Annotated in this window: 10 protein-coding genes; 6 read left to right on the forward strand and 4 right to left on the reverse strand. The window is 41.9% G+C overall.

Annotation, left to right across the window (positions count from 1 at the left end):
* Window positions 1-76: 76 nt before the first annotated feature.
* Together H5158_RS07555 and trxB are read right to left on the reverse strand one after the other, a co-directional pair.
* Window positions 77-2,890 (reverse strand): bifunctional aconitate hydratase 2/2-methylisocitrate dehydratase, encoded by a 2,814-nt coding sequence (locus H5158_RS07555; RefSeq protein WP_182717360.1) that lies wholly within the window; start codon window positions 2,888-2,890, stop codon window positions 77-79.
* A gap of 327 nt (window positions 2,891-3,217) precedes the next feature.
* Window positions 3,218-4,168: a thioredoxin-disulfide reductase gene (trxB, locus tag H5158_RS07560; protein WP_182739767.1), complete on the reverse strand. Its 951-nt coding sequence runs from the start codon at window positions 4,166-4,168 to the stop codon at window positions 3,218-3,220.
* A gap of 288 nt (window positions 4,169-4,456) precedes the next feature.
* Here trxB and pssA point away from each other — a divergent pair, with 288 nt between their 5' ends.
* From pssA to H5158_RS07575, 3 genes are all read left to right on the forward strand, one after another.
* Entirely contained in the window at window positions 4,457-5,782 is a 1,326-nt protein-coding gene (gene pssA / locus H5158_RS07565) for a CDP-diacylglycerol--serine O-phosphatidyltransferase (protein ID WP_149982341.1), read from the forward strand.
* 146 nt (window positions 5,783-5,928) lie between these two features.
* Entirely contained in the window at window positions 5,929-6,381 is a 453-nt protein-coding gene (locus H5158_RS07570) for a GNAT family N-acetyltransferase (RefSeq protein WP_182739768.1), read from the forward strand.
* Window positions 6,382-6,840, forward strand: a complete 459-nt coding sequence (locus H5158_RS07575) for a GNAT family N-acetyltransferase (RefSeq protein ID WP_182739769.1) — start codon at window positions 6,382-6,384, stop codon at window positions 6,838-6,840.
* A gap of 141 nt (window positions 6,841-6,981) precedes the next feature.
* Here the strand turns inward: H5158_RS07575 and H5158_RS07580 are convergent, their stop codons facing one another.
* Both H5158_RS07580 and H5158_RS07585 read right to left on the reverse strand, forming a co-directional pair.
* Window positions 6,982-7,764 carry a nucleoside-binding protein gene (locus H5158_RS07580; RefSeq protein WP_182739770.1) on the reverse strand — a complete coding sequence of 261 codons (783 nt, stop codon included), beginning with the start codon at window positions 7,762-7,764 and terminating at the stop codon, window positions 6,982-6,984.
* A 75-nt stretch (window positions 7,765-7,839) separates the two neighbouring features.
* Window positions 7,840-9,153 carry a Na+/H+ antiporter NhaC family protein gene (locus H5158_RS07585; RefSeq protein WP_182739778.1) on the reverse strand — a complete coding sequence of 438 codons (1,314 nt, stop codon included), beginning with the start codon at window positions 9,151-9,153 and terminating at the stop codon, window positions 7,840-7,842.
* A 271-nt stretch (window positions 9,154-9,424) separates the two neighbouring features.
* Between H5158_RS07585 and dapB the strand changes: the two genes are divergently transcribed.
* The 3 genes from dapB to carB all read left to right on the forward strand — a co-directional run bounded on the left by dapB (window position 9,425) and on the right by carB (window position 14,801).
* A complete protein-coding gene (gene dapB / locus H5158_RS07590; protein ID WP_145233082.1) occupies window positions 9,425-10,222 on the forward strand; it encodes a 4-hydroxy-tetrahydrodipicolinate reductase in 798 nt (265 codons plus the stop codon).
* 207 nt (window positions 10,223-10,429) lie between these two features.
* Complete coding sequence (gene carA / locus H5158_RS07595) at window positions 10,430-11,566, forward strand: glutamine-hydrolyzing carbamoyl-phosphate synthase small subunit (RefSeq protein WP_145233083.1); 1,137 nt, start codon at window positions 10,430-10,432, stop codon at window positions 11,564-11,566.
* 16 nt (window positions 11,567-11,582) lie between these two features.
* Window positions 11,583-14,801 (forward strand): carbamoyl-phosphate synthase large subunit, encoded by a 3,219-nt coding sequence (gene carB / locus H5158_RS07600; protein ID WP_149982336.1) that lies wholly within the window; start codon window positions 11,583-11,585, stop codon window positions 14,799-14,801.
* Window positions 14,802-14,844 lie beyond the last annotated feature (43 nt).

Raw genomic sequence — 14,844 nt, forward strand, 5'->3', positions numbered from 1 at the left:
ACTTATGATAGGCAAATTGTAGGCATAAAAAAAGCGCGTTAAAAAACGCGCTTAATTGAACCATTAACTAATCGAATTAGCTAACCACTTTTACGGGTACTGCTTGACCTGCGTTGAACTTAGTTGTCATCGCTTCTTCAACAGGTACAAACGATGTAAGGTCAATACCTTCAACTGCAGACTTATACTCTTCGATAGTCGGGAAACGACCAAGAACAGAAGAAAGTACTACAACTGGCGTTGAACCCAGTAGTGACTCACCTTTTTTCTCAGATGTATCAGCTACTACACGGCCTTGGAACAGACGTGTTGACGTTGCGATAACAGTGTCACCAGGTTCAGCTTTTTCTTGGTTACCCATACATAGGTTACAACCAGGGCGTTCTAGGTATAAGATATTTTCATACTTAGTACGTGCGGCCGTTTTTGGTTTTGCATCGTCAAATTCAAACCCTGCGTATTTAGCAAGGATATCCCAATCGCCTTCCGCTTTAAGCTCATCAACAATGTTATATGTTGGTGGCGCAACGACTAATGGCGCTTTGAATGAGATAGAACCGTTTTTCTTCTCAAGGTTACGTAGCATGTGAGCAATAATTTTCATATCGCCTTTATGAACCATACACGAACCAACAAAAGCTAAATCAACAGGCTTGTCGTTGTAAAAAGAAACAGGGCGGATCACATCGTGAGTATAACGCTTAGAAACATCATCGTTATTTACGTCTGGATCGGCAATCATTGGCTCAACGATTTGGTCCAAATCAACCACAACTTCTGCGTGGTATTTAGCGTTGTCGTCTGGAGAAAGTGCTGGCTCTTCACCAGATTGAATACCTGCAATACGTTTGTCAGCTAAGTCGATTAGACCTTGTAGCGTTTGCGCTTCGTTATCCATACCTTTGTTGATCATGATTTGGATACGTGATTTAGCAAGTTCAATTGACTTAATTAGCGTTTCATCATTTGAAATACAGATTGACGCTTTCGCTTTCATTTCTGCAGTCCAGTCAGTGAAAGTAAACGCTTGGTCAGCCATTAGGGTACCAATATGCACTTCAATGATACGACCTTGGAATACGTTTTCGCCACCAAATTGCTTAAGCATTTGCGCTTGCGTTGCATGTACAACATCGCGGAAATCCATGTGCTTAGCCATTTTGCCTTTAAACGTCACTTTAACTGAATCAGGAATCGGCATCGCTGATTCACCGGTTGCAAGTGCAACAGCAACAGTACCTGAATCGGCACCAAAGGCAACGCCTTTAGACATACGAGTATGCGAGTCACCACCGATGATGATAGCGCGATCATCAATTGTAATGTCGTTCAATACTTTGTGAATAACGTCAGTCATTGCATGGTAAACGCCTTTCGGGTCACGTGCAGTGATCAAACCAAACTTATTCATGAACGCCATTAGTTTAGGAATGTTTGCTTGCGCTTTGCTATCCCATACTGATGCAGTGTGACAACCAGACTGATAAGCACCATCAACAAGTGGTGAAATCGTTGAAGCCGCCATCGCTTCTAATTCTTGTGCTGTCATTGGACCGGTTGTATCTTGCGAACCAACGATGTTCACTTTAACGCGAACATTTGAGCCTGCGTGAAGTGGCGTATCTGATAGTACACCTACTGCATTACGGTTAAAGATTTTTTCAACCGCTGTTAAGCCTTGGCCTTCATGTGAAATTTCTTTTGAAGGTGCATACACAAGTGGAGTTTCAATGCCGAGTGTTTCAGCAGCAAACGTTTGTAGTTTTTTACCGAATACAACAGCGTAAGAACCACCGGCTCTCATGAATTCAACTTTTTGCGGTGTGAATGCTGACGAAATATCAACAAGTTCTTTATCACCGTTATAAAGCTTTTTCTCTTTAGTATTAATTGTTAACACAGTACCGGTAGCAACAGAGTACGCTTCTTCAAGCACTGCATCACCATTGTCATCAGTCACTGTATTGCCGTTTGCGTCTACTTTTTTAACCCAGTTTTTAAGGTCAAGACCAATACCGCCAGTTACATCAACCGTTGTTAAGAAGATTGGCGCAATACCATTAGTACCTGCAACAACAGGGGCAATGTTGATGAAAGGAACGTATGGGCTTGCTTGTTTACCCGCCCAAAGTGCTACGTTATTCACACCAGACATACGAGATGAACCAACGCCCATCGTGCCTTTTTCAGCAATAAGCATTACTTTAGCGTTAGGGTGTTTCTTTTGAAGTGCAACAATTTCTTGCTGTGCTTCTTCAGTGATCATGCATTTACCGTGTAATTCACGGTCAGCACGTGAATGTGCTTGGTTACCTGGAGACAGTAAATCAGTTGAGATGTCGCCTTCACCGGCGATATAGGTTACTACATCGATTTTTTCTTCGATGTCAGGTAATTTTGTGAAGAATTCAGCTTGTGCGAAGCTCTCTAGTAATTCTTTAGCAATTGCATTGCCTGCTTCGTATGCCGCTTTTATGCGCGCCATATCTGCATCGTATAAGAATACTTGAGTCTTAAGTACTTCAGCCGCTTGTGCTGCGATTGTTGCGTCATCAGCAAATACTAAATCAATTAGCATTTCAATTGACGGGCCGCCTTTCATGTGTGAAAGCAGTTCAAATGCGAATTCTGGAGTGATCTCTGCAACTTGCTCTTCACCCAAAATAATTTCTTTTAGAAACTGTGCTTTAACGCCCGCAGCACTGGTTGTTCCTGGTAATGTATTAAAAATAAAGAAATGCAGTGAATCTTTACGGTGCTCGTTATTAGTATCTTTAATTTGATTAATGATTTCTGATACTAGTTCAGCGCTATCGATTGGTTGTGGGTTTAATCCAAGCTCCGTTTTACGGGTTTGGATTTCTTCCATATATTTTGTATACAAACTCATAGAAAACTCTCGGTATTTTACTTGATATGAAGTTAAGCATTTTAACTGATTTTACAGTCTCTAGTAATGCCTAAATGAATAAAGCTTTTCTGCCTAACTATAATTATAGCTAGTTTTACTTACTATACTTTGACGATATTCATTGCTCGGACTTAGATCCTATCGCACCTAAGCCATTAATTGTATAAATATGATTGATTTCGAGTATAAGTGTGGTGAATGTTGGTGCGGCTGCAATGAGTACTTTTCGGTGTTGGATGAGTCTTTATAATTTTTGGCCACAAAAAAAGGGCTGAAAATTCAGCCCTTACTATATGTTATGCAAACTTATAGGTTATCTAAGAAACGCTCAGCATCAAGTGCTGCCATACAGCCAGTACCAGCAGAAGTGATTGCTTGACGGTAGATATGATCAGACACATCACCTGCAGCAAAAACACCTGGTACACTTGTTTGTGTTGCATTGCCGTTTAGGCCTGACTCAACCACTAAGTAGCCGTCTTTCATTTCAAGTTGGCCAACAAACATATCAGTATTTGGTTTATGACCGATTGCAATAAATACGCCCGCTAACTCAATTTCTTCCGTGGCTTCTGAGTTTGCATCCTTGATACGAACACCGGTAACACCCATTTGGTCGCCCAGTACTTCATCAAGCGTACGGTTATAATGCATGACTACGTTACCGTTTGCAGCTTTTTCAGCGAGGCGATCGGCTAAGATTTTTTCACTGCGGAAGCTATCACGACGGTGAATTACATGTACTTCATCAGCAATGTTCGATAAATAAAGCGCTTCTTCAACCGCGGTATTACCACCGCCAACAACCGCAACTTTTTGACCTTTATAGAAAAAACCATCACAGGTTGCACATGCAGACACACCACGGCCTTGGAAGTTAGTTTCAGACTCTAGGCCCAAGTACTTAGCAGATGCACCCGTTGCAATGATCAGCGCATCACACGTGTAAGTACCTTGGTCGCCAGTTAGCGTGAAAGGGCGCTTAGTTACATCAACAGTGTGAATGTGATCAAAGACAATTTCAGTTTCAAAACGCTCGGCATGCTCTTTCATACGATCCATTAATGCAGGACCTGTTAAACCGTGAGCATCGCCCGGCCAGTTTTCAACTTCAGTCGTTGTTGTAAGTTGACCGCCTTGTTGCATACCGGTGATCAATACCGGGTTTAAATTTGCGCGTGCTGCGTAAACTGCTGCAGTGTAACCCGCAGGTCCAGATCCTAAAATTAGCAACTTACAATGTTTTACTTCACTCATGTTTTTATATCCTAAACGTTTAATAGCGTATTAATGCGCTCGATTTTAAGAGAAACAAGAGGGAAGTAAATAAAAGCGGCGATTATTTTTTTTTCTAAATCACAAAGCTGTCAAATATTGTGTACTAGAATCATGATAAGTGTACTATTTGTATGATATCTGAGCTATTAATTCAGTATTAACTCCGCATGCGACGTTAATTCATGACCAAGCTGTGTTTTTTTGATATGTTTTAACTAATTTTGATTTGTGACCCTGATTAAGGGTGACCTAAGTGAATAGGCAATTATGTTATTTTGGCAGGAAAAACCCGCGTACGGGTTGACTTCAAAAGACGTTAACGTCTTAACCAATGCACAAGAATATCGCACGCATTTACTAGCACTGATTGCGCAGGCAAAAACACGTATTTATATTACGACACTTTATCTGCAAGATGATGAAGCAGGGCGTGAAGTGTTAGCAGCGTTACATCAGGCTTCATTAGCAAACCCCGCATTAGATGTAAAAGTGTTGGTTGACTTTCATCGTGCCCAACGCGGTTTAATTGGTGCGGCAAAGTCAGATGGTAACGCCAGTTTATATTGTGAATATCAAGAAAAATATCAATCAAATGTACAAATTTTTGGCGTACCAGTAAAAGCAAAAGAACTTTTTGGAGTGCTGCATTTAAAAGGTTTTGTAATTGATGATACGCTGCTTTACAGCGGTGCGAGTTTAAATAATGTGTATTTGCAGTATCAAGAGCGCTACCGGTTAGATCGCTATTTTTTAGTCGAGCAGGCCTCACTATGTGATTCTGTGATTGACTTTATTGAACATGAATTGTTGAGTTCTGAAGCCGTTCCACGTATTGATGTGCGGCCTTTAACAAAGTTTAATGATATTAAAATCGCACAAAAACAATTGATGCGTTCATTAAAGCAAGCTAACTACGCTCACAGTGTGGAGCAAAATGAGCAAGCACTTGGCGTGCGACTATTTTTAGGACTGGGACGACGTAATAACGAGCTTAATCGTGTGATCAAATCCTTATTTGATGCCACCGAGCAAGAGTTAGTGCTGTATACCCCATACTTTAATTTTCCTGCACCGTTAATGCGTTCCTTGCGCCGCTTACTAAAACAGGGCAAGCAAGTAACAATCGTAGTAGGCGATAAAACGGCGAATGATTTTTACCTGCCACCAAGTGAACCATTTAGTAAAATAGGTGCTTTGCCATACTTGTATGAAACGATTTTGCATAAATTTTTAAAATCGCAAAAGCGCCATATTATTAACGGTAATTTAAATGTGTATTTGTGGCAGCATGAAAGTAACTCATTTCATTTGAAAGGTATTTGTGCTGATCGTAAATATCATTTATTGAGTGGTCATAATTTAAATCCTCGTGCCTGGGGATTAGATATCGAAAATGGCATTTTATTAGAAGATCCTGAGCAAAGTCTCATGCCAGCAATCGACAATGAAAGAGCCGAGATATTACAACACTGTCGTCGTTTAAACGGTGCCGAAGATTTAGAAACCATGGACGATTACCCGCCAGCGGTTAAAAAACTGCTGGGGCAAGCTAAGCGTGTCAAAGTTGATTTTATTATTAAGCGTTTTATTTAACGCAAAGTTAGAGACTAAAATGTAAGTACTATAAAAGCAGCGGTTACGCTGCTTTTTGTTGATTTAGCCTCGGAGCTGTTGCCCAATTCCGCTACAATATTTTGCAAAACTGATGATGGTTATTTTAATATTCAAAGGAACTAACAATGCTTATTAAATCCGCCGAGCAAAAAGATTACGCCTCTTTAATTGAGATCTGGGAAGCTTGCGTTTCTCATACCCATGACTTTTTAACCCAACAACACATTGATGAACTGAAACCATTGATTTTGGCACATTATTTTGATGCTGTTAGTCTTTTTTGTTGTAAAGACAACAGTGGAAAAATAATCGGGTTTATTGGCGTTGCTGGCGGCAATATTGAAATGCTGTTTGTTGAGCCGACTTTCTTTGCGAAGGGGGTTGGCACGTTATTAATTAATTACGCGATTGATAATTTAGCGGCAACTCATGTTGATGTTAACGAGCAAAACCCTAAAGCCCATGGTTTTTATTTAAGTAGAGGGTTTGAGCAAATAGGGCGCTCTGAATTAGATGGTCAAGGAAAGCCGTTTCCGCTGCTACATATGCGTTTAGCAAAAGTAGTTGAGGCTGACTAAATGGAACTGGTGATTTCAGATTCAATAACTTTAAAGCCATTAGATATTAGTCACGCAGTTGAACTTTACCAAGTTATCGCCGATAGTCGGGAAAATCTGAGTCAATTTTTACCTTGGGTGGATGACGTAATAGATGTTAATTCAACTAAACGTTATATATATGAACGACTACACAGCGGTAAAGCAGGTTCTCAGTGGTTTGCGGTATATATAGAGGATCGCTTAAGCGGTGTATTTGGTATTAAACACATTGATCCTGACAGTAAAGGTGCTGAATGCGGTTATTGGTTAGCTGATTTTGCACGCGGGCAAAGAGCCATGAATCAAGTGCTTACTAAAATAGTGCCTTATATAAAAAATAATAGTCATGCAAAAGTGATTGAGTTTTGTTGTTTAGAGGAAAACTTAGCGAGTATAAAGGTTGTGCAACGCGCAGGCGCACAATTTAAATATTATTAAAAAGAGACATCAATCTTCCTTGCTAATCAGCAACAGCAGCGTTTAGGTGTTTATGAAATAAAGCTAACGTGATCTGTGTTCATGGTAAGTAAAAAAAGCGCAATACAATCGATATCGCGCTTTATTATTATCGCTAACTCGCTAAAACGTCCACTCAACATGAAATTGCGGTACCGACTCAGTGGTATCGGTCCCTAGCTTGTTGTGCCAATATTGCCACTCAAGGCCAAGTAGTAAGGTGTTTTCTTTCATGCTGATGGCATTACCCAAGTCCCAAGTAATGATAGGCTGCGCTAAGATCCACGCCTTAACATCTTCACCAAATTCATTTTCGCGCTCAGCAATATATTCAACATGGCCAGTTACATTAAATTTTTGTGAACCAATCGAAAACGGGTAACCCCATGCAACATCTAGCATCCAGCTGTTAGTTTCAATAGGCGCGCCGCCACGGGCAACACCCTCGTTATCATCTATATAGGCCGTAACTAGGGTTGATAAAAAACTAAATCCTGGCGCTTGCCAATTTACTTTAACACCGGGTAAATACTTCAATACCTTAGCATCACCTGCGGCGTTAAAGCCCGCTGTTAATCCAACGTCAGCAATAGCGCCAAACGAAAAGTCATTACCGGTTATTTTAGAAAGGCTAAAAGTTGAATACCATTCGCCATAAAAGTCACGGTCTTGATAGCCATCATCAACATTATCATTAATGTAATCTATGAAGAAAAAGTTATCACCATAGTCATAGCCAGAGGCGTGTTGCAGTGAAGCGATTGATGTACCTGATTTTTGTTCAGTAAATGGGTTTTTAAAATCGCCGTAGTTTAAATGTAGTTGCGTTGTGCTCCAATTTGCAGCAAAGCTAGATGTACTAACTGCACAAAGGGCGAATAAAGATAATGTTGATTTTATATTCATAACTATATGTTTAATGGGGAGTAAAGTGCAAAGTATAGCAGATACGCCCAAACGTGAGCACATCTGCTTAAGTATTTATGCCTTATTTCGGCGTAGACAAATTACAGCTATAGCAGTAAATGCCAATATAAAGCAGTAGTAAGATGAGGTTGATACTTGCCATGGGCTAATTTTAAATGTTGCGCCAAGTAGTAACGCTTGTGCACCATAAGGGAGAGAGCCTTGCGTAACACAGGCGAAAATATCCAGTAAGCTTGCTGAACGCTTACCGCTGATCTCACCATCATCGGCAAGTTTTTTGGCGATAGGACCGGCAACAATAATCGACACGGTATTATTCGCTATACATACGTTGCTGGTCATAACTAACGCGGCAATACCAAGTTGATCTGCCACTTTTCGGTGCCATTTTGCAATGACTTTAGTAATGGCTTGAATCTTTTGCGCGATATAATCAAGGCCACCGTTAATACGAATAAACTCTGATAAGCCACCAATAAACATCGACAGCAAGAATATTTCTTGCATATCAGTAAAGCCCTTATAAATGTCTTTTACAAAGCTGGCACCTTCATAACTGCCAGTAAAGCCCATCAGTGCCGCAAATATAATACCGCTGAACAGCACCACAAATACATTAAAGCCCATCACCGCTAGTACTAAAATAAATGCATAAGGTAGTACTAATAGAATATCGTAATCTTTAGTTTCTACTGCTTGAGCCGCAGGAGTTAAAAAGAATAATAAACCAATAGTGAGGATAGCTGCTGGCAATGCGATTTTTAAATTCTCACGGAATTTATCTTTCATCTCACAGCCTTGGGTACGCGTTGCAGCAATGGTGGTATCAGAAATAATTGATAAGTTATCGCCAAACATCGCACCTGACACAATCGTACCGGCCATTAATGCTGGATCAATACTGGTTTTAATAGAGACCGCATACGCAATCGGGCCAATCGCCCCGATAGTGCCCATTGAAGTACCCATGGCCGTAGATACTACCGCTGCAATTAAAAATAAGCCCGGTAAAAGTAATGCTGGTGGAATAAGTGATAAACCGGCGTTAACAACCGCATCCACGCCGCCTGTTGCACCTGCGACGGCAGAAAATGCCCCAGCAAGTAAATAAATTAAGCACATGGTAATGATGTTGTTGTGACCGGCACCTTTTATAAAGGTTTCTACACTGTGGTTAATGGTGTTTTTATTTAACATAAACGCCAGCATAATCGCCGGTAAAATAGCAACAGGGGCAGGGAGCTGATAAAAAGCGTAATCGACCCCTTGTGATTGCAGGTATAAACCCGCACCTAAAAATAAGGCCACAAAGGTTAATAGGGGGAGCAAAGATAGTTTTGCTGTTGTTTTATTAAATGATGGCTGCATCATATTCCTCGTTAGATAACTTCTTGCACAACTAACACAGCCAAAACATCCCTCTTTTAGCTGAATTTAGTTGTCATACCTACCACAATGATAAGTACCTCAACAGCGCCCGCAAGCCAAAGACCAAATCGGCGCAAAGAAAGAAGTTTAAATGTATAGATGGCTAAAGTCTATGGGTATCTGTTATTATTATTTTTTAAAAGGCTTACCTGACTATTACACGAGTTTTAGATAAAATCTAGCCAACTCAAAAAATGCATAGGTTATTAATATGAATCGAATAGGCGTATTTGGCGCAAACGGAAGAATGGGGTTGGCATTAATTGAAGCCGCTCACAAAAATAATCATACCGAGCTTAGTGCAGCCTATGTACGCAGCAGTTCTCCCTTATTAAATATTGCCGTTAATCAATTAAATAGCGCAGCACCTGCGACAATTAATTTTAGTGATGAACGCAACGTTGACAATACCGACGTACTGATTGATTTTACGCTCCCAGCGGGTATGCGTGAGCATTTAAAAACAGCCGTTGCACAAAATATCCCGATGGTGATTGGCACCACCGGTTTAAATGACGACGATATGCTGGCGTTACAAACGGCTGCCAAGCAGATTCCAATTGTGTTTGCGCGAAATTACAGCGTAGGCGTAAATTTACTGTTGAATTTAGTGCAAACCGCCGCCACTAAATTCGGTGATGATTTAGATATCGAAATTTTTGAAGCGCATCATCGCCATAAAATAGATGCGCCATCAGGCACTGCACTTGCCATTGGTGAAGCAATTGCCGATGCAAAAGGGTGGGTGCATGATGAGGTTGCGGTATTTGATCGCAGCCGAGTAGAAACAGAAAAATCGCAAAATGAAATTGGTTATTCGGTGCTCCGAGGCGGAGATATAGTTGGTGAACATACCGCATATTTCGCAACTTCTGGCGAAAGGCTTGAATTAACTCATAAAGCAAGTTCTCGAATGACCTTTGCATTAGGCGCAGTAAGAGCTGCGGGCTGGTTGAAAAATAAGCCTGCAGGACTTTATGACATGCAAGATGTCCTCGACTTGAAGTAGTTTAGTTACTTTTTTGGGTGTTTGGTGGCTTTTTTGGCTTATAGGGCTTATTTTTACTGATTATTGAAATAGGGTTAGACCTAAAAGGCAAATTACTATAAAATAGCGCTAATTTGCCAAAAATTCATAATTGCGTGTTTCCAATCGCTATAAACGGGTAGTAAAGCAAATGACTTTACTCCCGTTTTTTACTGTTAGGAGGTTAACTTGACTAAATCCGCTCTGTTAGTTCTAGAAGACGGCACAGTGTTTCGCGGTACTGCAATCGGCGCTGACGGCATGTCTGTCGGTGAAGTAGTATTCAATACATCAATGACTGGTTATCAGGAAATTCTGACTGACCCTTCATACGCGGAACAAATCGTAACTTTGACGTACCCACACATAGGTAATACGGGTACTAACAGCGAAGACGAAGAAGCGAGTCACATTTGGGCTAAAGGCCTAGTGATCCGTGATTTGCCACTGCTAGCAAGTAATTTCCGTAACGAGCAATCGTTAGATGATTACTTAAAAGAACGTAATATCTTAGGTATTGCAGACATCGACACCCGTAAGCTTACCCGTATTTTGCGCGATAAAGGCGCTCAAAACGGTTGTATTATTGCAGGTGACGAATTAGATGAAAACCAAGCGCTCGCAGCTGCGCAAGCCTTCCCAGGCTTAAAAGGTATGGATTTAGCGAAAGTAGTATCAACCAAGGAAAATTTCGAGTGGCGTGAATCAAGCTGGACATTAGGCGCAGGGTTCAAAACTCTAAACGCAGCCGATGAAAAGTTTCACGTTGTTGCTTATGATTTCGGTGTGAAGCGTAATATTCTCCGTATGCTTGTAGACCGTGGTTGTAAATTAACCGTTGTACCTGCACAAACCTCGGCAGCTGACGTGTTAGCACTTAACCCAGATGGTATCTTTTTATCGAATGGCCCGGGCGATCCTGAACCGTGTACTTACGCCATTGAAGCAATTAAAGCCTTTTTAGAAACTGAAATTCCTATTTTTGGTATCTGTTTAGGTCACCAATTGTTAGCCCTTGCCTCGGGTGCAAAAACAGTGAAAATGAAGTTTGGTCATCACGGTGGTAACCACCCAGTGAAAGATTTAGACCGTAACGTAGTAATGATCACTGCGCAAAACCATGGTTTTGCTGCCGATGAAACAACGTTACCAGATAACCTTCGTGCTACGCATAAATCGTTATTTGACGGAACGTTGCAAGGTATTCACCGCACCGACAAACCTGCTTTTAGCTTCCAAGGTCACCCTGAAGCAAGCCCAGGTCCACACGATGCAGCCCCATTATTTGACCACTTCATCGATTTGATGCAAGCGCGTAACAACTAATTAAACCGGAGTAACAATGCCAAAACGTACCGACATAAAAAGCATTCTTATCCTAGGCGCAGGCCCGATTGTAATCGGCCAAGCCTGTGAATTTGACTACTCTGGTGCTCAAGCGTGTAAAGCACTTAGAGAAGAAGGCTATCGAGTTATTTTAGTTAACTCAAACCCTGCAACAATTATGACCGATCCTGATATGGCTGATGCGACCTACATCGAGCCAATTCATTGGGAAGTGGTAGAAAAAATCATTGAAAAAGAAAAGCCAGATGCAGTACTACCTACAATGGGTGGTCAAACCGCATTGAACTGTGCGCTAGAACTAGACAAGCACGGTGTATTGGCAAAGCATGGTGTTGAGCTAATTGGCGCAACAGCTGATGCAATCGATAAAGCAGAAAACCGCGAACGTTTCGATATCGCAATGAGAAATATCGGTTTAGAATGCCCGCGTGCTGAAATTGCTCATTCAATGGATGAAGCAAAAGACATCATCAAACGCATTGGTTTACCGTGTATTATTCGACCTTCTTTCACTATGGGCGGCACCGGCGGCGGTGTGGCGTATAACTTAGAAGAGTTTGAAGAAATTTGTGAACGCGGTTTAGACCTTTCTCCAACCAGCGAGCTATTGATTGATGAATCATTGATCGGTTGGAAAGAGTACGAAATGGAAGTTGTGCGTGACAAAAACGACAACTGCATTATCGTTTGTGCAATTGAAAACTTTGACCCAATGGGTGTTCATACTGGCGATTCAATCACCGTTGCTCCTGCGCAAACATTAACTGACAAAGAATACCAATTAATGCGTAATGCCTCTATGGCAGTACTGCGTGAAATTGGTGTTGAAACAGGTGGCTCAAACGTACAGTTTGGTGTTAATCCTGATGACGGCCGTATGGTTATTATCGAGATGAACCCACGTGTATCACGTTCATCAGCACTTGCTTCAAAAGCAACCGGTTTCCCGATTGCTAAAATCGCGGCTAAGTTAGCGGTAGGCTACACACTTGATGAACTACAAAACGACATCACCGGTGGTAAAACACCTGCGTCGTTCGAGCCATCAATCGACTATGTAGTAACAAAAATTCCTCGCTTTAACTTTGAAAAATTTGCTGGTGCAAACGACCGTTTAACCACGCAAATGAAATCTGTAGGCGAAGTAATGGCGATTGGTCGTAACCAACAAGAGTCGTTACAAAAAGCATTACGTGGTCTGGAAGTTGGCGCAACGGGTTTCAACCCAATCGTGGCACTTGACGATCCGAAAGCGAAAGAGAAAATCATCCGTGAATTACGTGAGCCAGGCGCTGAGCGTATTTGGTATATTGCTGATGCAATGCGTCACGGCATGAGCGTTGAAGAAGTGTTTCAGTTAACCAAAGTTGACCGTTGGTACTTAGTACAGATTGAAGATATCTTAAAAGACGAAGCTAAAATTGCCGAAGTGGGCATGGCTGGCTTAAGCGCTGATTTCCTTCGTAAGTTAAAACGTAAAGGTTTTGCTGATCCTCGTATCGCTGAAATTGCCGGTGTGTCTGAAGCTGAAATTCGTAAAAAGCGTCATTTATTAAACATCGTGCCAGTATACAAGCGCGTTGATACGTGCGCTGCAGAATTTAGCTCTGATACTGCATACATGTACTCAACGTACGATGAAGAGTGTGAAGCTAACCCATCTGATCGTGATAAAATCATGGTTATTGGTGGCGGTCCTAACCGTATCGGTCAAGGTATTGAATTTGATTACTGTTGTGTTCACGCAGCCCTTGCACTACGTGAAGACGGTTACGAAACTATCATGGTTAACTGTAACCCTGAAACGGTTTCTACCGACTACGATACGTCAGACCGTTTATACTTTGAACCAATTACCCTTGAAGACGTACTTGAAATCGTACGTGTAGAAAAGCCTGTTGGTGTAATCGTGCAATACGGTGGTCAAACACCACTTAAACTTGCCCGTGAACTTGAAGCTAACGGCGTGCCAGTAATTGGTACTTCACCAGATGCGATTGACCGTGCAGAAGACCGTGAGCGTTTCCAACAACTTGTTGAGCGTTTAAACCTGCTTCAGCCTGAAAATGCCACTGTGACTTCAACTGAAGAAGCGATTTTAAAATCAGCTGAAATTGGTTTCCCACTGGTTGTACGTCCTTCGTATGTACTAGGTGGTCGCGCAATGGAAATTGTGTATGACGAGCAAGACTTACGTCGTTACATGACCGAAGCCGTATCTGCATCAAATGAAGCACCAGTACTACTTGACCGTTTCTTAGATAATGCGATTGAAGTTGACGTTGACGCAATTTGCGACGGCGAGCAAGTGATCATCGGCGGCATCATGGAACACATTGAACAAGCGGGTGTTCACTCAGGTGACTCAGCCTGTTCATTACCAGCCCATTCGTTATCACAAGAAGTGCAAGACGTAATGCGCAAGCAAGTAACTGATATGGCACTGGAGCTTGGCGTGGTTGGTTTGATGAATACACAGTTTGCTGTTAAAGATGGCAAAGTGTACTTAATCGAAGTAAACCCACGTGCAGCGCGTACGGTACCGTTCGTATCAAAAGCGACCGGTGTGGCACTTGCAAAAGTAGCGGCACGTTGTATGGCGGGTCAATCTTTAGCAAGCCAAGGCATTACTAAAGAAGTGATACCACCTTACTACAGCGTAAAAGAAGTGGTATTGCCATTTGCTAAGTTCCAAGGTGTGGATCCTATCCGTGGCCCTGAAATGCGCTCTACTGGTGAAGTAATGGGTGTCGGTGATACATTCGCCGAAGCCTTTGCAAAAGCACAATTAGGTGCAAGCAACACTTTACCACGCGGTGGCCGCGCGTTACTATCTGTGCGTAATAGCGATAAGCCACGTATTGTTGAACTAGCTAAAACCATGACAGACCTAGGTTTTGAACTAGATGCAACAGGTGGCACAGCCGCTGCACTTGAAGATGCTGGTATTGCAGTACGTCGTGTAAACAAAGTATTTGAAGGTCGCCCGCACATTCTTGATAGAATCAAAAATGGCGAGTATAGCTATATCGTTAATACTACCGAAGGTCGCCAAGCGATCGAAGATTCGAAGGTGTTACGTCGTGGTGCATTGCAACACAAAACTAACTATACAACGACCTTGAATGCGGCATTTGCTAACTGTACTGCTAACCAAGCAGACGACCGCAGCAAAGTGACGTCAGTTCAAGAACTACACCTGCGATTGAACTAAGGAAATGTGCCAAGGCCGTTTATCGGCCTTGGGATTAAGTGAG

The sequence above is a fragment of the Pseudoalteromonas sp. SR45-6 genome (assembly GCF_014163545.1).
Taxonomy (GTDB): Bacteria; Pseudomonadota; Gammaproteobacteria; order Enterobacterales; family Alteromonadaceae; genus Pseudoalteromonas; species Pseudoalteromonas rhizosphaerae.

What these genes read in the sequence shown, in the direction of transcription:
- H5158_RS07575 (WP_182739769.1), top strand. Translation starts at nt 6,382, where the DNA reads ATGGAACTGGTGATTTCAGATTCAATAACTTTAAAGCCATTAGATATT.
- H5158_RS07580 (WP_182739770.1), bottom strand. Translation starts at nt 7,764, where the DNA reads ATGAATATAAAATCAACATTATCTTTATTCGCCCTTTGTGCAGTTAGT.
- pssA (WP_149982341.1), top strand. Translation starts at nt 4,457, where the DNA reads ATGTTATTTTGGCAGGAAAAACCCGCGTACGGGTTGACTTCAAAAGAC.
- H5158_RS07555 (WP_182717360.1), bottom strand. Translation starts at nt 2,890, where the DNA reads ATGAGTTTGTATACAAAATATATGGAAGAAATCCAAACCCGTAAAACG.
- dapB (WP_145233082.1), top strand. Translation starts at nt 9,425, where the DNA reads ATGAATCGAATAGGCGTATTTGGCGCAAACGGAAGAATGGGGTTGGCA.
- carB (WP_149982336.1), top strand. Translation starts at nt 11,583, where the DNA reads ATGCCAAAACGTACCGACATAAAAAGCATTCTTATCCTAGGCGCAGGC.
- H5158_RS07585 (WP_182739778.1), bottom strand. Translation starts at nt 9,153, where the DNA reads ATGCAGCCATCATTTAATAAAACAACAGCAAAACTATCTTTGCTCCCC.
- H5158_RS07570 (WP_182739768.1), top strand. Translation starts at nt 5,929, where the DNA reads ATGCTTATTAAATCCGCCGAGCAAAAAGATTACGCCTCTTTAATTGAG.
- trxB (WP_182739767.1), bottom strand. Translation starts at nt 4,168, where the DNA reads ATGAGTGAAGTAAAACATTGTAAGTTGCTAATTTTAGGATCTGGACCT.